Here is a 19,788-nt window from a genome sequence, read left to right as displayed (position 1 = left end):
TGGGATTGGTCTACTCCGCTGCCCAGCCACCGACGGCTTTGACCTCAAGGAAATCCTCGAGACCAAAAACACCGCCTTCGCGCCCGTTCCCGGATTGTTTCATTCCACCGAACGGAGAGCCCGCGCTGCGCGACTGGCCGTTCAATTCCACCATGCCGGACCGCAACACGCGGGCCATGCGGTTGGCCCGCGCACCGTCCTGTGTCTGGACATAGTTGGTCAGGCCAAAGGGCGTGTCATTGGCGATCTCGACCGCCTCTTCTTCGGTGTCGAAGGGGATCATGGTCAGGACCGGGCCAAAAATCTCCTCGCGCGCGATGGTCATCTGGTTGTTGGCATCGGCAAAAACCGTGGGGCGCACATAGTAGCCCTTGTTCAGCCCCTCGGGCCGCCCGGTGCCGCCCGCGACCAGCCGGGCGCCTTCATCGATGCCTTTCTGGATCAGATCCTGAATCTTGGTCCACTGAACCTCGTTCACCACCGGGCCGATATGGCGACCTTCTTCCAGGGCCGGTCCGACCTTGACCATGTTTGCCACCTCGGCTGCTGTCTCAACCGCCTGATCGTAGATCGGCCGCTGCACCAGCATGCGGCTGGGGGCGTTACAGCTTTGGCCGGTGTTCTGCATCATGTGCAGCACGCCGCGTTTGACAGCCTTTTCATCGGCATCGGCGAAGATCACATTCGCGCCCTTGCCGCCCAATTCCAGATGCACTTTCTTCAGGGTATCGGCAGCAGCTTTGGAAATCGCGGTTCCGGCACGAGTCGAGCCGGTAAAGCTGACCATATCCACATCCGGATGCGCCGACAGGTGCGAGCCCACGCCGACACCATCGCCGTTGACCAGATTGAAGACACCGGGCGGAAAGCCAGCCTCGTCCATCATCTCGGCAAAGATCATCGCGTTCAGCGGGCTTTGTTCGGATGGTTTCAGCACCATGGTACAGCCCGCAATCGCCGCTGCACCAACCTTGAGCGTGATCTGATTCATCGGCCAGTTCCAGGGCGTGATCAAGGCAGCGACACCAACGGCCTCATAGATGATGCGATCATTGGGGGCATGGTCGCCCAGCGGGCGTTCGAATTGGAATTCCTTGGCGGCGCGGATGAAGTTTATCAGGTGGTAAATCCCCGCGCCCGCCTGCGAAGTGCGCGACAGGTCCAGCGGCGCGCCCATCTCAAGCGACATCGCCTGCGCCAGATCCTCGGAACGGGTCTGGTAGATCTCGGCCAGCTTTTCCACCAGCGCTATCCGCTCTGCGACCGGTGTGTTCATCCAGCCGGGCAGGGCAGCTTTGGCGGCGGCGACAGCGGCGTCCGTGTCCGCCTGCGCGCCCAGCGAGATCACTGCGCAGGGCTCCTCGGTCGAGGGGTTGATCACGTGATGGTCATTGGCCGCCGACGGGGCGACCCACTGACCGTTGATGTAGAAATCGCGTTTTTCGATCATGGCGCATCCTCCTGTGCCAGCAGCCCGAAACCGGGGTGTCGCGGCCACTCTGGCACCGGTGCCGGGGCACGGCAAGCAATAATTTGATCAAATTTTTTCGCAAGCCTAGATGGTTTAACAATTGCGCAAAGTGTTTAGGTTTACGGCAACCGACTCGGGTTTTGACAGAAAAGGAGATTCACAATGGGTTTGCGCATCAACGATACGGTTCCGAATTTCACCGCAGAAACGGATCAGGGCACCATTCAGTTCCACGACTGGATCGGTGACAGCTGGGCAATCCTGTTCTCGCACCCCAAGGATTTCACCCCTGTCTGCACCACCGAGTTCTCGGCCGTGGCGCAGCTGAACGACGAATGGGCGTCCCGCGGCACCAAAGTGATCGGTGTGTCCGTGGACAATGTCGAGGACCACAAGAAATGGAAGAAAGACATCGAAGAATACGGCAACGCCAACCCAGGCTTCCCGATCATCGCTGATGACGGGCTGGCCGTGTCCAAGGCCTTCGACATGCTGCCCGCCGAAGCCTATCTGCCCGATGGCCGTACGCCTGCGGACAGTGCCACAGTGCGCTCGGTCTTTATCATCGGGCCGGACAAGCAGCTGAAACTGTCGATGACCTACCCGATGACCGTGGGCCGGAACTTTGCCGAGATTCTGCGTGCGCTGGACGGGTTGCAAATGTCGGCCAAGGGGGTCGCCACGCCTGCCAACTGGGTGCCGGGTGAGGATGTGATCATTCCGCCTGCGGTGTCGAATGACGAAGCAAAAGAGAAATTCGGCGAGTTCGAGACGATCTTCCCCTATCTGCGCAAGACCAAGGCGCCGTCCTAAGACGCGGCCGGGTCAGGGGGGCTGTCTGCCCCCCATCGCGCCGGGGCGCGATTCCCCCCGAGGATATTTTCAGCCAGATGAAGCAGGCGGGCGTTGTGGGTGCAGGTGGAGCTGCGCCCGGTAGGTCGCGCGTTTTAACTCTCGGGTCAGCTTGTCCGACAGCGGCGGTTTTGTCTGGATGGTCGAACCGCCGATTTCGCCCGCAACCTCCTGATTGCCGCTACCTTGCAGGGCATGGATGGGCTGGCCGGTCAGCCAGTGCATCTGCAGGAACGTGTCCACCGGGCGGTCGATCTGATTGGTTGCGGCCAGCAGGCGTTCGGCGGCGCGGCGGCCCACAAGTTGGCATACGCATTGCAGGCCGATCACTTTGGGCAGGATCAGGCGCAGCCCGTTTTGTTCGGCCAGGGTTTGCGCGGGCACTTCGCGTTGCTTCACCGGGATGCGGATATAGTGATCGGGCGTCGCGATAGGGGCCAGCATGTCCAGCGCTTCGGCCATGCGGGCGGAGTCAACACGAAGGTCATCCTCGGTAATGATGGCCAAATCGATCTTTTCCTCGACCAGTTTGCGCCAGATGCGGCGGTGGCTTTCGAAGACGCCGATCTCGGCCGGGTGCAGGGCAAAGGGGTAGTGGGGGCGGTGCAGGTTGCCCGGATGCAGCTGAACGCCAGCGATCTGGTCCGGGTCGCGGCCGTTCACGGCCTCGAACAGCTCGGCATTGGGCAGGTCGGCACATAGCCGGTCAGCGTTGGGCCGCCGGGCCGTGCTGGATGACATATGGATAACGAAGGAACGCATGGTCCCGTGCATAGAACACGGGACCATGGGGGGGAAGAGAAACCGGAGAGAAACTCCTCGCCCTTTTGCACTCAGAAGCCGTAGCGCAGGCCGACATTGACACTGAACGCGTCGATATCGTCTTCGACCGTGCCGGTCGGGGCACCGTTGGGGGCCAGGCGCTCGGACGAGACGTCGAAGGCGCGGGTATAGCGGGTGTCCAGCGTCAGAGCGACGTTCGACTCGATCTCGTAGGCGACGCCGGCGATAACCTGTGCGGCGAAGTTTGTATCACTGTCATCCAATGCCACACCCGGCCCATAGGCGAAATCCACATCGGAATAGGTGGCCCCCAGACCAAGGCCGACATAAGGGGTGAACGCACCGGCCTGTTTGAAATCAACCAAGACATTGGCAAACAGCGAGGTCTGCGTGACGTCACCCGAGATGTTGCCTTCGGCGCCCGGGCCATTGCCCGAGAAGTTCACGCCATCCACGTCGCTGTCGCGGTAGGATAGCTCCAGTTCGACCCGAGTGCCGATCCGGTCGTTGGACCATTGTGGGATTTCGGTCCCGACCGCGACACCCAAACCATAGCCGGCGTCGAAATCCGTATCCACCGACTGCGACGACCCGTTGACCGTGCCGCTAAAGTCGCTGTCCTGCAGCTGGCTGTACCCGGCGAAGCCCTGAATATACAGGCCGTTCGACAGGCTTTGCGCGGCCAGTGCCGATGCGCTGACCGTCAGGGCCGCCGAGGCCAAAATGAGACGCGTAACCATAACCATGTCCTTTGTTCCGTAGTTGGTATGGCGCAGATGTGGGCGAGACAGGCAGGAAGGAAAGGCGCGGGGCCATCACTTCGCTTCACAGGTTTTTGGGGCCGTGTGAGTGAATAAATCCGCTACCGTCTGGAACCGCGGCCAGTTGGGTCAGGGTGCTGAATTGGACCCGTCGGCCCCGTGTTTGACTAAAGGTTCGGACAGCAGCTCGTCTATGAAAAAACTGAGCAACTGCAACCGTCCCGCGACGCCCGCCTTGCGATAGACTGCGGCGCTTTGGGCTTTGATCGTGCCCTCTTTGGTCTGTCGTAACCGGGCGATTTCCGCGATCGACAGCCCTTTGATCGACAACAGGGCAACGTCGCGTTCGGCTTCGCTGAGGTTCCAGTCGCTGAACTGGGCATCGATGAGCTGCGCAAACGCGCCCTGCGCCACGCTCAGTTGCCGCTGCATCTGGCGGACTCGCCTGTTCTGGGACCGGATCAATGCGATGGTCGCGGCGAGGCCTCCGATCAGGGCCAGTGACAGAGCCAGTTCAAAACTGTGCAGGTGGCGAAAGCCCGCGCTTTCCCCGCCGGTCCAGTCCAGCATTGCATCGGTCATGAAAAAGGCGGCGCAGACGGCCTGCACCACCAGAAGGAGCCAAAGCAGCGACGTTTGAGAGAGCTTCATACGGCCCCTGTGAAATCATTCGATCAGTCGTCGTCCTTTTCAAGTTCGATGGCGGTGATCACGCCGTCGGTCTCGGACAGGACCAGTTCAGTCTCCACGCCATCCTTGATGAGTTCAACCTCGATCTCGCCGTCTTCGAACTCGATCTCTTCGATCTGGTATCCCTGCGCTTCCAGGGCCGTGCGGATGTCAGCCTCGGTGGTGCCCAGTTTGTCACCCAGCCCGACATTGGCCAGCGCAAGAACGGGCGCAGTTGCGATCAAACCGGTCAGGGTCAGCAGTTTCAAGGTTTCCATATCGCATCTCCTTTTTGCGTTGTGGCGATGCGATCGAGCTGGGGGTGGGGCGAGGGTGTTGCGATTGGCTTTTGGTTGATTTGGGGGAAATTGAACCAAAGTTTACGCAGCAGATCAGGCCTCGCCGACATCCACCAGGACAGGGGCGGTGTCATAGATGATCCGAACGGATCTGAAACGGCTCTGATCCTCGGTCAGTTCAAACAGGTCCACACATTCGATCGTTTCGGGGTGGCCGTCGCGGATGGTGCGGGTGTAGTCGAAATGCACGGCCATCAGCGGCGCTCCGGACGTGTCGGTAAAGGTGTTCTTGTGCACGATGGAACGGTCGCGCGTGATCCGCATCACGTTGGTGTAAAAATCCCTGGCTGGTTGCTTTCCTGAAATCGGCGAAGTTGCCGTCGCGTCCTCGGCAAACAGGCCAAGCATCACGGACAAATCACCGCTTTCGATGGCATGCAGGTATCGTTCGGCTAATTGTTCGGCGCGCGTGCGTTCCATCTTGTACCCCCTGGATCGATGCCAGTTCCGGCTGCGGACCGAATGGCAGCAATGACCCGCCGCAGGCGTGGCGGACCGTTCTGCCTGAATTCTAGCCCGAGTTTTGCCGATGTGCCCGACTATTTCAGTGGCAAAGGCAGTTTGAGCGGTGAACCGGCACCGCTGATCGCCGGGTTTATCGCTCCCCAAACCTCGTTCACGACCAAATTCCAAGCCTTTTCAATGGTTAGAACTGTCAGCAACGCCAAATCACGGGCAAAGAGATCCACGTACTTTTACAGTCGTTCGATGAACCGATTGAACATCTGGTTGTTGGTTTTGAGAATGCCGGTGGCCCGTTCGCGGGTAATAATGACGGCAAGTTCCGCTATATTCTCTGACTGGTTTTTTGCAAATGTACCTACACTAGCAATCCCATCGCCAATTTCGTCGCTGAGATCACCCAGAATATTGGGCACGATTTCAGATACTTTCATGAGGTGAATTCCTTATCGTTTTAATGCAGCTTCCATGATCAGCGTCGGTTCAATGGCAGTGACATAGTCCAATTGAAATAGCTCCACGGTCCCGGCTTGAAGCGGACCCAGGCGATGAGCATCCCGCAGCTGTGACAAGTTTTCGACGACAAGCTGGAGCTTTTCCGGGGTCGTGTTCAGACAATCCTGCGGTGAGCTGTTTTGGCACGCCTCTTCAGGCAGCGGCGATTGTGAAAACCTGACCCCAAGCGGGGGCGTTGGACGAGCCTTCGCCTTGTCCTGCGCCAAACGCGCCAATAAAGTCACCGTTCTTGTCCGAATACGCGCTGAAATTGCATGACTTGGGGCAGCTGCATAATCCACTGAATAACGCCAGTGTGCTTTCGTGCGTTGCATTCAGTTTCTCTTCGAGCTCCGCGTCATAGGACGGAACCAGTTGAATTGTGCATGCGGCGACAACGCAGAATAAGCCAGCGAGGGTCGCTCTCAGGGCAACAAAGCCGATTTTTCATAAAAGTCTCCAAAAAGTACTTTCAAGAAGACGGACTCGCTTTCCTTTCTGGCAAGAAAAAAGCCCCGGCGTTTCCACCGGGGCTTCGTGACTTGAAAGGGGGACAGATTACTCTGCGCTTTCCTCTTTCTTTTCTTTCTTCTCGGGCACGATCTCTTCGCCGGTTTCCTGATCGACAACTTTCATCGACAGGCGGACCTTGCCGCGATCGTCAAAGCCCAGCAGCTTGACCTTTACTTCCTGACCTTCCTTCAGAACATCCGACGGGTGGTTCAGGCGGCGGTTTTCGATCTGGGACACGTGGACCAGACCGTCGCGCTTGCCAAAGAAGTTCACGAAGGCTCCGAAGTCGACGATCTTGACCACTTTACCGGTGTAGATCTGACCTTCTTCCGGCTCGGCCACGATCGAATAGATCATGTCATAGGCCTTCTGGATCGATTCACCGTCCGGCGATGCGATCTTGATGACGCCGTCGTCGTTGATGTCGACCTTGGCACCCGAAACCTCGACGATCTCGCGGATGACCTTGCCGCCCGAGCCGATCACTTCGCGGATCTTGTCGGTCGGGATGTTCATGGTCTCGATGCGCGGGGCGTGGACCGAGAATTCGTTGGTCTCGGACAGGGCTTTGCCCATCTCACCCAGGATGTGCATCCGGCCGTCCTTGGCTTGCGCCAGGGCTTTCTCCATGATCTCGGGCGTGATGCCCGCAACCTTGATGTCCATCTGCAGCGAGGTGATGCCGTTTTCGGTACCCGCAACCTTGAAGTCCATGTCGCCCAGGTGGTCTTCGTCACCCAGAATGTCCGACAGGATGGCGTATTCGCCGTCATCTTCCAGGATCAGGCCCATGGCCACACCGGCAACCGGTGCTTTCAGCGGAACACCCGCATCCATCATCGACAGCGAACCGCCGCAGACCGACGCCATCGAGCTGGAGCCGTTGGATTCCGTGATCTCCGACACGATGCGGATCGTGTAGGGGAAATCGGTCGCCGCAGGCAGAACCGCCTGCAGGGCGCGCCATGCCAGCTTGCCGTGGCCGATCTCGCGACGGCCCGGGCCACCCACGCGGCCAACTTCACCAACCGAATACGGAGGGAAGTTGTAGTGCAGCAGGAAGTTCGATTTGAAGTTGCCATGCAGCGCGTCGATGAACTGTTCATCGTCACCGGTGCCCAGAGTGGTCACGGCCAGCGCCTGCGTTTCACCGCGGGTGAACAGGGCGGAACCGTGGGTCCTGGGCAGCATCGAGGTTTCTGCTACGATCGAACGGATATCGGTGGTCGAACGACCGTCGATCCGCTTGCCGCCCTTGACGACGTCGCCGCGCAGAATGCCGGCTTCCAGCTTTTTCATCGCGGAACCGAGGTTGCCGTCTTCCAGCTGCTCTTCGGTCAGCGCTTCTTTGATCGCTTCACGGGCAGCGGCAACAGCGGCGGTGCGCTCCTGCTTGTCGGTGATTGCGAAAGCGGCGCGCATCTGCTCTTCACCGGCGGCTTTAACGGCAGCGGACAGCTCGGAGTAATCCGGCGCCTGGAAGTCGAACGGCTCTTTCGCGGCTTCTTCAGCCAGCGAGATGATCAGATCGATCACCGGCTGAATCTGTTCATGCGCAAAGTTCACCGCGCCCAGCATTTCAGCTTCGGACAGTTCGTACGCTTCGGATTCAACCATCATCACGGCGTCTTTGGTGCCGGCAACAACCAGATCCAGACGCTGTTCGGGGTTCAGGCGCAGGTCCTGCATGTCATCGACGGTCGGGTTCAGGACGTATTCACCATCCTCAAACCCAACACGGGCACCAGCGATCGGGCCACGGAACGGCGCGCCGGAAATGGTCAGCGCAGCCGACGCGGCGATCATCGCAACGATATCGGGGTCGTTGACCAGATCGTGGCTCAGCACGGTGCACATCACCAGAACTTCGTTTTTGAAGCCGTCAACGAACAGCGGGCGGATCGGACGGTCGATCAGACGCGCGGTCAGCGTCTCTTTCTCGGTCGGGCGCGCCTCGCGCTTGAAGAAGCCACCCGGAACCTTGCCGGCGGCATAGTATTTTTCCTGATAATGTACGGTCAGCGGGAAAAAGTCCTGACCGGGTTTTTGCGCCCGCGCAAAGGTCACGTTTGCCATGACGCTGGTTTCGCCCAGCGTGGCAATCACGCTGCCGTCAGCCTGACGGGCAACCTTGCCGGTTTCCAGTGTCAGCGTCTCTTCGCCCCACTGCATTGATTTCTTCGTTACATCAAACATATGCGTATCCTAGAAGGGAGCACTCCCGGCCCTCCGGGTCTCCCGTTTGCATGGCGGCCCCATTGCCGCCGACCCCAATTTGTCTCGGTCTGAGTGCCGGGGTCAGGGCACAACGTCTCAGATACCCGCGCGCATACATGAGAATGCGGATAAAGGAAAGCGAAACCGAATAGGGGAAAACGCCAAGGAGCGTTGGAATGGCGTGATCGCGCCTTAAAAGGGCCGCTCACGCGATTTACGCAGCGCCCGGATGTCTTTCGCGGGTTCTGCCTCGGGTGTCTGGGCCCGTTGTTCTGTGTCGGTGTCCTGGGACTTTAGAAACGCCACTGCCGCGATCGACCAAAGCCAGGAATACAGCCACAGCAATGCCCCGCTTGCAGCGACCCCTCTGAGAATGATCTCAAGGTCGAAATTAGGCAAACTTTGCGTGGTAAGGATCGAGACAAGCGACACAAGGATCGGCATCAGGGCGTACAAAGCTGTGAAAAACCCGAAATAGAGCTGCAAGAAGATCGAGACGAAAAACACGCAGAACAACGGCACAAAGCTGCGTCCGAACCCGTTGAAAAACGCGTGACTTGGGGCGCGGTGACCAGCGGAATGTGCGGCGCTGGCAACGGGCACGGCCATTGCTGCGTAGAACGCGGCCAGTACGATGGACATAACGATCAGACTGCTGCCTACGGTGATGAATGCAAACGCAACCTGCGTGGATTTCGCGGCATCCTGAATTGCGGTCCACGAAAAAGGCTCACCCACCTGCCACATGGCAAAAGCTATCGCGGATAAGTTGACGACAAGAGCCAGAATGGTCGGTACCGCAGCACAGAACAACCCATACATCACCGAGTACAAGGCCATGGCTCGGTAATCCGTGTGTCGCTTATCCCCTTTCAGTTCCAGCGCTGTGCGTATGCCAAACAGGGTAAAAAACGCGGTTGTGATCGGCTCACTGACATAGCTGGCCATGCCGAGCGTCAAAATCCCCAGAACCGTCCAAACAACAATCGAGGCAAGACTGATCACAAGGACCGGAACGACCATGCGCAACATCACGCGGATCGACAGCAAAAGAGAGTTGAGGATAAGCATCATGGGGAAAGTGCCTGTCAAAACTACCGAAATATCAAAGCGCGAAACTACTTGAAGGAGAGTTGTTTGCAAGAGGTGGGGTTAGGTTAATACATTCTGATACGCGAATGCGTTTTGTAAAAAAGTGGTTGCAGTGTAGGTTGTTACCATTGAACCCGCGGTCGAAAGAACGGAAGCGCGCCAGGGAGTAGAACACTCATATCCGTCGGCCGCCCGAATACCTTGGCGTTTGCATCTGGCGAACGGAGGGGCTTCGAATGGCTCAAAGCAAGAAAATGCTGGATCCGGATCCACGGATCTATGACTTCGAAACAGAATACGAGCTGGGGCAGGATAACGTCCGCCCGTTCGGTCTGGACATACACAATCCGGTCTTCCTGATATCCAGTATCCTGATCTTTGCCTTCGTTCTGATCGCATTGGCCAATCAGGAAGCTGCGGCATCGTTCTTTGGCTGGCTCCGGCCTTGGCTGACCAGCACGTTTGACTGGTTCCTGGTCCTGTCGGTTGACGCAATCACCCTGTTCTGTCTGGTGTTGATCATCCTGCCGGTGGGCAAGGTGCGCATCGGTGGCAAGGACGCCAAGCCCGACTATTCCTATGCCGGTTGGATCGCGATGATGTTCGCGGCCGGTATCGGTATCGGTCTGCTGTTTTTTGGTGTGATGGAGCCGGTTTACTACAACTTTGCCGAGGACGGGAACGCGCGCCCCTTGGGTATCGATATCGCGGTTCCGGGCAATGAATATATCGGTATCGTGGGCACCATCCACCACTGGGGCCTTGAAGGCTGGGCGGTGTACGCCGCTGTCGGTCTGAGCCTTGCAATCTTCAGCTATAACCTTGGTTTGCCATTGACCTTGCGTTCGGCCTTTTACCCGATTTTGGGTGAACGTGTCTGGGGTTGGTGGGGCCATATCATCGATACGCTGGCGGTGTTCGCCACGCTGTTTGGCCTGACCACATCCCTTGGTCTGGGCGCGCAACAGGTTGCGGCCGGTTTGAACGAAGTGTTCGGCATCGAACCCAGCCCGACTGTCGTCGTTCTGCTGATCATCGGCATCACGATGATCGCGTTGGGCTCGGTCCTGCTGGGGATGGATGCGGGCGTCAAACGGCTGAGTGAGATCAACATGATCATGGCCGTAGGCCTGTTTATTTTTGTGATCGTGGTGACGGGTGTCGGTACTGCCATCGCCCGGTATTTCAACGTGATGGTGGATTACGTGTTCCACCTCCCCTCGTTGTCCAACCCATTCGGACGAGAAGACACCAGCTATTTCCACGGCTGGACAACCTTCTACTGGGCGTGGTGGATCGCATGGTCGCCGTTCGTGGGCATGTTCATCGCACGTATCTCGAAAGGGCGCACGGTACGTGAGTTCGTTACCTGCGCCTTGCTGGCGCCCACGGCGGTCTGCGCCCTGTGGATGTCAACCTTTGGTGGCGCCGCAATCGACATGCTGAACGTGGGCGGAGCCGAAGGTGTCCGGGCCACGGTGATCGACAGCTATGCCCCCGAAGGCGCGCTGTTCGGGTTCCTGAAAGAGCTGCCGCTTTACGGTATCATCGCCCCCATCGCGCTGATCCTGATCGTGGTGTTCTTTGTCACCTCGTCGGATTCCGGCTCGCTGGTGATCGACACGATCACCGCAGGCGGCAAGATGGATGCCCCGGTGATCCAGCGTGTGTTCTGGTGCACGCTCGAGGGCCTCGTCGCTATCGCCCTGCTGTTGGGAGGTGGTCTGTCAGCTCTGCAAGGCGCGGCGGTGTCCACCGGCATTCCCTTCACGCTGGTGGTTCTGATGATGTGCTACTGCCTGTGGCTGGCGCTGAAATCGGAAAAGGCGAAGATGTAAGCTTTGGTATCGCCAATCCAAGACGCCCGCCATTTGGCGGGCGTTTTTTTGTGCGGGTTGCGGAATGCTATGAGCCCTGAGCTGCCATTGATCACACCTCGGTCTGTCGCTCATGCAGCACGTCGCGAACCACGTAAACCGGACGTTTAAGCGCGGCGCAGACAATGCCTTGTTCTCACACGTTTTCTGATCTGCGAACGCAAGCGAATTAAACTCATTGGCGAGCCGAGATGCAGTGCGAGTTTTCATTGACCGCATAGGACGGTTTTCTTGGCTCGTGATCTCGGCTTATTGCTCGCAGCACTGAACGGGAAGTTTGGCTAGAAGTTTTTCGCCTGTCTGATTGCTTCCAGTAAATCTAGCGCTTCCGTTGCATGCTTACCTTCGGTAAGCGCGTTTAAGCGCTGAACAACTGCGTCAGCATCCTCAAAGAAGGTTTCGAGCGTCCGTCGATGGAGCGGGTAGTAAACTCGATCACTGACAGCATAGCCGCGCATCTCTTGTAGGAATTTGAGGAAGACTTCGTCGTCATTCGTCACTTGTGTGACCCATGCCTTCGGCTCTGCGTCACCAGACATATCGAGCCAACCGTACATGAACCCGACTACATCTGGCATGACGAGAATCCGGTCCTGCAACTCCTTATCCGATATCCGCTTGTGGGCGATATCAAGTAGCTCTTGCAGTAGATTTTCTGAGAACACCCATTCATCCGGCGAAGTCCTTTGCTCGCCGCCTCCGGCGTGACCATGATGGAATAGCTCAGTTCGAAGCAAGCCACCGACAATCCAGTTTATCGAAGTGCAATCAGCCGCAATCCATTGTGCAAGTCCGTAGTGTTGTTCGGGGTTTATGCCATTTAGTCGGCGCAAGCATTCCCCGACAACTCTGCCAGCGAGACGCTCAAGCGAAGGTGCAAAAAACCTCGGTACATTATCGATCTCAAGAACCGTATCCATGACCTCACAGATACCGGTCACCATTCCGATTAGTTGTTTCTCATCCAGCCCGCCAATTACACCATCGTCTAGCCTGTCAAGAATGTGTTCAAACCACGTTTTCCCGGACTGCCTTGTTTCTCCTGCATACTTTGCAAGGCTTTCAATCAGACCGCGGACATCTTCTCGCGACTGTCGGAGAACTTCGTCAAAGTCGGCATCTGACATTACAGTCTTGGGACCGGTAAGGGCAAAGTAGAACCGATAGTGAAAAGGGCTCCCTAACCGCTTGAGGGAAACAAATTTCTCGTCCTTGTATTGGGGCGTTGCAGCAAACACCTTTTTTTTCGCAGGATTCACTGCCGCTATGCCGGGAACAAAAGTAGACGCATGCCAAATGGATCGGTAGGAATCCGGCTTCTTTGAAGGAAGAAGTGCTTTCAGTTCTTTGCCGTATCGCTTCTTTTCATCTGTACCGACCATACCGTCGCCGCTGACAATGATGGAGCGAACAGAGAGGTAGTCTTCTAACCACTTGAAAAACTTGAAGTGCGTGGTCTTTATGAGGTGCAGCCTACAGAAATCTGGGAAGTAAACGTCATCCTTAACGGACGGATAGGTGAATCTTATCCCGTTGAGTGCCAGCTTGACTTCGCGTGGGGTAGCCAGACCTTGGCCTTCTTGATCAACACCACTCTTGAGGTCTCCCAAAGCATCACCTGCTAGGTCAACGCCGTGCACGTCTCTATAGAGCTTGAGTGCCTCTTTTCGAAACTGCGTTCGCAGATCAAATGGTTCGGGAAGCGGAATAGCGAAGGTCAGTTGCACGATCTTTTGCAGGAAAAGATCACCGTCTTTGACTTTGAGGCCTTCACTCAATGCATCGGCCAAGACATCTCTGTCATAGCACATAAGGTAGGCCACTTTTGGGAAATCCGCGACCGACCGAACTAGTCGAACGACTTCCACAGCTTGCGCCGGTTCCAGCCGGTCAAGGTCGTCCAATATTACGACGAAGCCGACATCCAATGCGCGAATTTTTTCAATGATCGTCGCCTTCAATTCGGTAGGCGTCGGGGGACGCTCTGCCGCGTTTTCCATGACGTTGGCGGCGGCTCCGATGGCGTCACCCACCGCTTGCATGCCGGGCACTACGTATCCCGCCAAGGTAGCTACCGGCGCAAGTTTTCGCGCCGTTTGGCTTCCATAGGATGAAATCAACTCGCGAAGCTGGCTGACATTTTCCGCGACTTGAGCACCAGCTTGCTGCTCAGGCGTAGCATTCTCGTTTTCGATGCGTTGAAGTACGTCCGCTATTGGTTCCAAAACCGAATTGACCAGTGATGCCGCATCGCCGTTCAGCCAGGGCGCGACTGTGATTGTGTAAATCTTCTCCGCTTCAACCTCTGTAAGTTCTGAGCGGAGGAAGTTCAGCAAAGAGGTTTTGCCGGACCCCCAACGCCCCTCTAAGCCGATGACCATCCCATCGCCCTTGGAAGCCTCTACAATGCGCGGCGCGAGCTTCTCAGCGATACCCACGAAACCAAACTCATCATCGTCGTTGGCTTCTACAGCGCGGTCAGAGTCGAGTTCTTTAGCCATGTATTTTGCCTCACCGGATGAGTTTTCTAAGTCTGGACTACTGTTTTGTCCGAACCCTCATTGGCTTAATTCCTAGCGAGAATGGCTGGGATAGCCCAGCGTCATTGAGAAGCAAATGAAGAATGAGATGGCCAAGGCAGGCAGAGGTCATGTGAACCGATTCAGTGGATTCCCCCCCCTTTGTCAAATAAGCAAATCGCTTCAAATCGCGGCGTCGATTGAGGCAATGAGCCCTTACCAGACCTTGATCACACTTCGGTCTTTCGCTCATGCAGCAGGTCGCGAACCACGTAAATCGGACATTCTCTGTGTGGTGTGCAGATGGCGGTGGCGCGGACTTTACTGACAAACCGCCAATGTCAGCTTATGACAGTCCTTACAGGAGTTTCTCATGGATCTAAGCCTTGCATTCGCGCTTGTGAGCGCAACCGCCTTTCTCGTCGCCATACCTGGCCCCAATGTCGCTCTTATCGTCGCAAACACGCTAGCTTTCGGGTTCCGCTTCGGCGCTGTGACGGTGTTGGGCACGACTATCGGTGTAGCATTGCAACTCGCGGTCGTAGTTCTTGGGCTGGCAGCACTTTTGGAATTTGCGGCGTCTGCCTTTCTTTGGCTGAAATGGGTCGGCGTAGCTTACCTGCTCTACCTAGGCATCATTGCTTGGCGGCAGGGCGTCGCAGACCTTGAAGAGCGTAAAGCGAGTAGGAAACCGCTCAAAACCCTTTTTTGGCAGGGTCTTTTTCTGGCAACCATCAATCCGAAGACGTTGATATTCAACGCTGCCTTTCTTCCGCAGTTCGTCGCGCCCGGATCAGGTTCGGGTGCGCTGCTGGTTACAGCGGCGATCTACCTTGCCGTGATATTTTTCGGTGATCTCATATGGGCGGCTTCTGCCCAGACTGCGCGCCCGCTATTGGCCAGGCTAGGGCGGCTTCGCCACAAACTGACAGGCGTTCTGTTCTTTGGATCAGGTGTCGGCCTTGCTTTAACAAGGGTTGATCGGTAGCCCATAAAATTCTCGAATCCAATCGTTCGCTGCTTTCTGACGAATGAACAGTTTGGGTTCTTGACGGTCGTTCTCTGCGGCAAGCATAGACAGGCAGGATGAGCCCGTACCGGACACTGTTTTTGGCTAGGTGCAGCGCTCGAATTGACCGAATTTACGCGGCGGTTACACTACTGGCGATTTATTGGATTCAACATCAGAAGAAATGCGGGGGATAAGATCCATGGGTATTCATAGATTAAATCCTGCGGGAGATCAGCTTGAACCTTCTGATCTTGTTCCGACAGAGGCGTTTACAACAAGCGACGCGACGGAACTTATCCACTACGACCATCTTGATGAAAACTCGGGAATTTCGTCAGGGGTTTGGAAATGCGCCCCGTGCCGGGAAGAAATTGATGCCTATCCGGTGAACGAGATGATGACGGTTATTTCTGGTTCTGTAACGATCACCGATGATGAAGGTACACCGCACACATTTTCTGGTGGGGATACATTTTTTATCTCCAAGGGAACAAAATGTATCTGGGAGATCACGGATACGTTGCACAAATTTTTTATGATCGCCGAGTAATCCATATAACCAACGGCAGCTCCGTCCGCACAGCCGCCGTTAGCCACGTTGGGACAGACCGCAAGCCCGACAGAAAGCGTCAGATGTCTGGTTTGAGCCCAAATAGACCATCACAGGGCGTATGGATTGCGCCTGTTTGTTTTAGACAGGCCTGCTCTAATTCGGTAACCCAACTGCGATTGCTTTCGCGCTAGCAAGTGAAGAAGCAACAATCTTGTCAAACTCTACTACCGCATCTGGATTAACTTCATTGTCGTCATAGTCTGTGGCAATAAGCTGATCATGAAACGTCTGAATCATCTCCACTTGATGAAGCAGGTCTATTTGTGTGCAGAACATGTCCCATGACGGATTGGGAGATTGGAAATTTGCACACGCGTCAGCTCCGTCTCTAATCGTTTCTGATGCCGCTGCAACGTAATAGAAACTGCGGCCAAACCTCCGGTTTTTGGCCTCTGCTTCACTATACAACAACAAGAGCTCGACCCACGCGTAGTAACCGACCCTAAATGAAAAAGTCTCATCATATTCAAAGACTACGTCGATATTACTGCGGATCTCCTCGAACCCAGAACAACTCAAACGTATTCGCTTTTGGTGAGAGTTTTCGTTGTTTGTAGATGGAACTAAAACTACTTCTGGGCTCTTTTCTAGCGCAGCATAATAAGGGAATGCGATAATTTTACCGTCTTCATCGAATGTGTTTTCCCCAAACAGGTAAGGCGTTTCGACACACCCCCGGTACTCATCAGGAACACTAAAGGCTAACCCGTCGTTGGCAATAGCGGGAGTGGTCAATAAGTTTGCTTGGCCTACACTCGCTACTAACAGGAATGTTCTCGTAAGGGTTTGATTCACCTTAATGCTTCCAATTCCAAGTCACCTCAACTTTGTGCCGCGTCTTGGAGTAAACATCAACCTCAGCTCCGCTGTTGAGTACGTGCTTGCCGAGTTCGGCTTTGTCCGCATAGCCGCTGTCCAGGGTTCCAAAACACCGCGTATTTAGTCTAAAGTCCGCTTCCTGTGCATTGTCGTCATTGCTGAGGCCTAGTGCTGCTCTAGCAGCGAACGGCGGCTCTGTGGCCATCCAGAAGAAAAACGCCCGCCAAATTGGCGGGCGTCTGAAATCTGCAAGCAGTGCGATCCGAACTTAGCGGCGGATGCCCAGCTTTTTGATCAGGTCCTGATAGCGCGCTTCTTCCTTGCCTTTCAGGTAGTCCAGCAGCTTACGGCGCTGGGCGACCATTTTCAGCAGACCGCGACGACCGTGGTTGTCTTTCTTGTGGGTCTTGAAGTGCTCGGTCAGGGTGTTGATGCGCGAGGTCAGGATGGCAACCTGTACTTCAGGCGAACCGGTGTCGCCCTCTTTGGTGCCGAATTCTTTCATGACGCGTGTTTTTTCAGCGGCAGTGATCGACATCGGGGTCTCCTTTAAAGGTTAGAGTTGATGGCGCAGGCCGGGATGTCGTCCAGCGCAGGCCCATGGAGAGAACCGCACCGATTCCGATGCGGATGCGCGCGTATATGCGCATTTTGGGTAAATGGCAAAGGGATTCTGTCGGGTCAGCCCAGCGCGGTCAGCTGCGCCAGCTCGGCCTCAGAGATCAGCTGAATGTCGTCGGCGGTCAAGCCCTCGGCCCCCAGCAGCTGCGCCACGTCCTGTTCGTCGACCAGCACATGGGTCAGGTTTTCGTTCTCGGCGTCGGTCTCGATCCGGATATCGGGGTCTTCGGCACCGTCCCAGGACACGAACAGCTTGTCCTGACCAGGCTGGAAATCCATCACCGTCACGGCTTCATCCTCGGGTTCGGGGTCGAGTATGATGTCATCGGCATCCTCTCCGCCGGTGACGATATCCCCGCTGTCGGCCAGGATCGTGTCCTCTCCGGCGCCGCCATTCAGAAAGTCGGGGGCCTGTTCGCCCTCCCCATCCTCGCCGGTCAGGATGTCATCACCGTCCCCGCCGAACAGAACATCCTCACCCGCGCCGCCGTACAGCGTGTCGTCGCCATAGCCGCCATGCAGCGCGTCATCGCCTTCGCCACCGTCCAGCGTATCATCGTCCTGGCCGCCATGCAGCGTATCGTCGCCCTGACCGCCATCCAGCTGGTCCGCGCCGAAATGGCCGTAAAGTTGATCGTCCCCTGCATCCCCGTTCAGCAGGTCATCGCCGCCCTCACCGTGAAGAATGTCGTCATCGTCACCGCCCGAGACGGTATCCGCGCCTTCGCCCCCGTGCAGTACGTCATTGCCCGCGCCGCCAAAGATCACGTCATCCGCGCCGAAACCGTTGATCTGGTCGACGCCGTCCTGCCCGGTCAAGACATCTGTTTCCTCGGTCCCGGCAATGACCAGATCGCCTTGAAATTCCGAGATGATGGTCCCGGTCGACGGGTCGGGGTCCTCGGGCTTGGCGGTTTCGTCCACTTCACCGATCATATCAGGGGTCGAGGGGTCTTCGACGCTGTCATCAATCTCGAGGAAATTGCCCTTGGTCACCTCATCGATCTGGTCTTCGGAAATGTCGTCGTCTTCGGGTGCGTCATCGGGCTCGAACACGTCGCTCATGGCGTAGGCGGCGCCACCGACGGCGGCCAGTCCAAGCAAACCGATCATAAACATGGGAACCCTCCGTGAACGCACTGGTCCGAGGGTAAATGTCTCATGGGATCAGCCACTTGGTCAAAGCCGGACTGATCTTGTGGTTAACCTTTCGTCACCACGCTTCGGGCTGCTGCGTATAGGCGATATAGAGAGGATGTTTCGGGTGCCCGTCCTTGGTCAGCCCCAGATGAAACAGCGGCTGGCCGGTGCCACGCAGCAGGGTTTCTACCGCCGGGCCGCGGTCCAGATGCGCGCCATGGGTGCCCCAGGCGGCGATGACCTGATCGGCCCATTCAACACCATCCAGAATCGCTGCGTCATTCTCGGGGCCTACCGGATCGGCCGCGGCACGCATCTTGCGCGGGTCGGTGTCGCGCCAGGCAAAGATGTTGGTGACCTGAAACGCCCCGAACCCCAGCGCCCGGGCACGGCGTTCGCAGCGTTCCACCGTGGGGTCGTTCTGCACCTCGGTCGCGGTCGAAGGGTTCAGCATCACGAAAAGCGCCTTTCGCCCTTCAGAGTCCCAAACGCGGGTCAGGCTATAGCGATACTTTTCGCAGTTGGAATAAATGGCGGTCGAGGGCGCATCGCCCTTGGTATGCGAACGGGTGATCATGCCACCCGCCTAGCACGCCATTCAGGCGACGAACACCCGGCTGGGATGCAATTCGCCTGATTTATAGATGCCCACGGCCACGGCCTTGCCATCCAGCGAGGCCCAGGCCTCGTCGCCGTATTCCACGTCCGAGGCCAGCACCATGCCCGGGTTGCCGTTGCGCAGGCGGGTGGCGCCTTCGGGGGTGCATTTCAGTTCGGGCAAGTCGGCGAGGCCGGTTTCCAGCGGATGCAGATACTCATCCAGCGCGGTGGTCTTGGCCATCTCGTCGATCTGCGCGATGGACAGGCCGTCCTCGACCTCGAACGGGCCAGACCAGATACGGCGGAGTTCCCGGACGTGGCCGTGGCAGCCCAGTGCCTCACCCAGATCGCGCGCGATCGAGCGGACATAGCCGCCCTTGCCGCAAGTCATTTCCAGCACGACGTGGTCTTTGTCGGGGCGGTCGACCAGAATTAGCTCCTCAACCCACAAAGGGCGAGCGGACAGTTCTACGTCCTCGCCATCGCGGGCCAGGTTATAGGCGCGCTGGCCGTCGATCTTCACCGCCGAAAACTTGGGTGGCACCTGCTTGATGTCGCCCAGAAACGGGGACAGCGCCTGTTTGATGTCGTCATCCGACGGGCGCGCATCGTTTTCCGCGATCACCTCGCCCTCGGCATCGTCCGTGTTGGTGGCCTGACCCAGGCGTACGGTGAAGGTGTAAGCCTTCAAAGCGTCGGTGATGTAGGGAACGGTCTTGGTCGCCTCACCCAAAGCCACGGCCAAAACGCCGGTTGCTTCGGGGTCCAGCGTGCCCGCATGGCCCGCTTTCTTGGCGTCCATCGCCCAACGCACCTTGTTGACCACGGCGGTCGAGGTCATGCCCGCAGGCTTGTCCACCACCAGCCAACCGGAAATGTCGCGGCCCTTGCGTTTGCGTCCCATGCTTCACCT

At 57.1% G+C, this 19,788-nt stretch carries 20 protein-coding genes; 4 read left to right on the top strand and 16 right to left on the bottom strand.

All coding sequences use genetic code 11. The features are described from left to right. Positions 1 to 10: 10 nt before the first annotated feature. Entirely contained in the window at positions 11 to 1,450 is a 1,440-nt protein-coding gene (locus GOX88_RS10715; protein ID WP_170401156.1) for an aldehyde dehydrogenase family protein, read from the bottom strand. A gap of 183 nt (positions 1,451 to 1,633) precedes the next feature. On the opposite strand from GOX88_RS10715, the gene GOX88_RS10710 reads away from it, so the two are divergent. After that, positions 1,634 to 2,284 (top strand): peroxiredoxin, encoded by a 651-nt coding sequence (locus GOX88_RS10710; RefSeq protein WP_170401155.1) that lies wholly within the window; start codon positions 1,634 to 1,636, stop codon positions 2,282 to 2,284. A 69-nt stretch (positions 2,285 to 2,353) separates the two neighbouring features. Here the strand turns inward: GOX88_RS10710 and GOX88_RS10705 are convergent, their stop codons facing one another. The 9 genes from GOX88_RS10705 to GOX88_RS10660 form a co-directional block, all read right to left on the bottom strand. Continuing rightward, complete coding sequence (locus GOX88_RS10705; protein WP_170401154.1) at positions 2,354 to 3,085, bottom strand: glycosyltransferase family 25 protein; 732 nt, start codon at positions 3,083 to 3,085, stop codon at positions 2,354 to 2,356. Positions 3,086 to 3,156: 71 nt separating this feature from the next. Beyond that, complete coding sequence (locus GOX88_RS10700) at positions 3,157 to 3,846, bottom strand: outer membrane protein (protein WP_170401153.1); 690 nt, start codon at positions 3,844 to 3,846, stop codon at positions 3,157 to 3,159. A gap of 150 nt (positions 3,847 to 3,996) precedes the next feature. Next, a complete protein-coding gene (locus tag GOX88_RS10695) occupies positions 3,997 to 4,518 on the bottom strand; it encodes a helix-turn-helix transcriptional regulator (RefSeq protein ID WP_170401152.1) in 522 nt (173 codons plus the stop codon). A 23-nt stretch (positions 4,519 to 4,541) separates the two neighbouring features. Further along, on the bottom strand, positions 4,542 to 4,814 hold the full coding sequence (locus tag GOX88_RS10690) for a PepSY domain-containing protein (protein ID WP_170401151.1): 273 nt from the start codon (positions 4,812 to 4,814) through the stop codon (positions 4,542 to 4,544). Between the two features lie 114 nt (positions 4,815 to 4,928). Further along, positions 4,929 to 5,315 carry a nuclear transport factor 2 family protein gene (locus GOX88_RS10685; protein WP_170401150.1) on the bottom strand — a complete coding sequence of 129 codons (387 nt, stop codon included), beginning with the start codon at positions 5,313 to 5,315 and terminating at the stop codon, positions 4,929 to 4,931. 275 nt (positions 5,316 to 5,590) lie between these two features. Next, entirely contained in the window at positions 5,591 to 5,791 is a 201-nt protein-coding gene (locus GOX88_RS10675; protein WP_170401148.1) for a hypothetical protein, read from the bottom strand. Positions 5,792 to 5,803: 12 nt separating this feature from the next. After that, on the bottom strand, positions 5,804 to 6,187 hold the full coding sequence (locus tag GOX88_RS10670; RefSeq protein ID WP_170401147.1) for a hypothetical protein: 384 nt from the start codon (positions 6,185 to 6,187) through the stop codon (positions 5,804 to 5,806). A 223-nt stretch (positions 6,188 to 6,410) separates the two neighbouring features. After that, the gene (gene pnp, locus GOX88_RS10665) at positions 6,411 to 8,561 is read right to left on the bottom strand and encodes a polyribonucleotide nucleotidyltransferase (protein ID WP_170401146.1); all 2,151 of its coding nucleotides are present in this window, start codon (positions 8,559 to 8,561) and stop codon (positions 6,411 to 6,413) included. A gap of 213 nt (positions 8,562 to 8,774) precedes the next feature. Beyond that, a complete protein-coding gene (locus tag GOX88_RS10660) occupies positions 8,775 to 9,656 on the bottom strand; it encodes a hypothetical protein (protein WP_170401145.1) in 882 nt (293 codons plus the stop codon). 254 nt (positions 9,657 to 9,910) lie between these two features. Here GOX88_RS10660 and GOX88_RS10655 point away from each other — a divergent pair, with 254 nt between their 5' ends. After that, positions 9,911 to 11,512, top strand: a complete 1,602-nt coding sequence (locus GOX88_RS10655; RefSeq protein WP_170401144.1) for a BCCT family transporter — start codon at positions 9,911 to 9,913, stop codon at positions 11,510 to 11,512. A 320-nt stretch (positions 11,513 to 11,832) separates the two neighbouring features. On the opposite strand, the gene GOX88_RS10650 is transcribed toward GOX88_RS10655, so the two are convergent. Next, positions 11,833 to 14,052: a KAP family P-loop NTPase fold protein gene (locus GOX88_RS10650; protein WP_170401143.1), complete on the bottom strand. Its 2,220-nt coding sequence runs from the start codon at positions 14,050 to 14,052 to the stop codon at positions 11,833 to 11,835. A 391-nt stretch (positions 14,053 to 14,443) separates the two neighbouring features. Between GOX88_RS10650 and GOX88_RS10645 the strand changes: the two genes are divergently transcribed. Both GOX88_RS10645 and GOX88_RS10640 read left to right on the top strand, forming a co-directional pair. Then, complete coding sequence (locus GOX88_RS10645; protein ID WP_170401142.1) at positions 14,444 to 15,058, top strand: LysE family translocator; 615 nt, start codon at positions 14,444 to 14,446, stop codon at positions 15,056 to 15,058. A 223-nt stretch (positions 15,059 to 15,281) separates the two neighbouring features. Beyond that, positions 15,282 to 15,632, top strand: coding sequence for a cupin domain-containing protein (locus GOX88_RS10640; RefSeq protein ID WP_170401141.1), 351 nt, complete (start codon positions 15,282 to 15,284; stop codon positions 15,630 to 15,632). Between the two features lie 156 nt (positions 15,633 to 15,788). Here the strand turns inward: GOX88_RS10640 and GOX88_RS10635 are convergent, their stop codons facing one another. The 5 genes from GOX88_RS10635 to truB all read right to left on the bottom strand — a co-directional run bounded on the left by GOX88_RS10635 (position 15,789) and on the right by truB (position 19,779). Beyond that, entirely contained in the window at positions 15,789 to 16,490 is a 702-nt protein-coding gene (locus GOX88_RS10635) for a hypothetical protein (RefSeq protein ID WP_170401140.1), read from the bottom strand. Between the two features lie 292 nt (positions 16,491 to 16,782). Next, positions 16,783 to 17,052, bottom strand: a complete 270-nt coding sequence (gene rpsO, locus GOX88_RS10630) for a 30S ribosomal protein S15 (protein WP_170401139.1) — start codon at positions 17,050 to 17,052, stop codon at positions 16,783 to 16,785. 143 nt (positions 17,053 to 17,195) lie between these two features. After that, a complete protein-coding gene (locus tag GOX88_RS10625) occupies positions 17,196 to 18,254 on the bottom strand; it encodes a calcium-binding protein (RefSeq protein ID WP_170401138.1) in 1,059 nt (352 codons plus the stop codon). 94 nt (positions 18,255 to 18,348) lie between these two features. Further along, on the bottom strand, positions 18,349 to 18,852 hold the full coding sequence (locus GOX88_RS10620) for a DUF1643 domain-containing protein (RefSeq protein ID WP_170401137.1): 504 nt from the start codon (positions 18,850 to 18,852) through the stop codon (positions 18,349 to 18,351). 21 nt (positions 18,853 to 18,873) lie between these two features. Next, positions 18,874 to 19,779 (bottom strand): tRNA pseudouridine(55) synthase TruB, encoded by a 906-nt coding sequence (truB, locus tag GOX88_RS10615; RefSeq protein WP_170401136.1) that lies wholly within the window; start codon positions 19,777 to 19,779, stop codon positions 18,874 to 18,876. Positions 19,780 to 19,788: the final 9 nt, after the last annotated feature.

Origin of the sequence: Ruegeria arenilitoris (assembly GCF_013030985.1) — a bacterium.
Taxonomy (GTDB): domain Bacteria; phylum Pseudomonadota; class Alphaproteobacteria; order Rhodobacterales; family Rhodobacteraceae; genus Ruegeria; species Ruegeria arenilitoris_B.
Note: the sequence above shows the minus strand (reverse complement) of the source record. Positions and strands in the feature narration are given on the sequence as shown.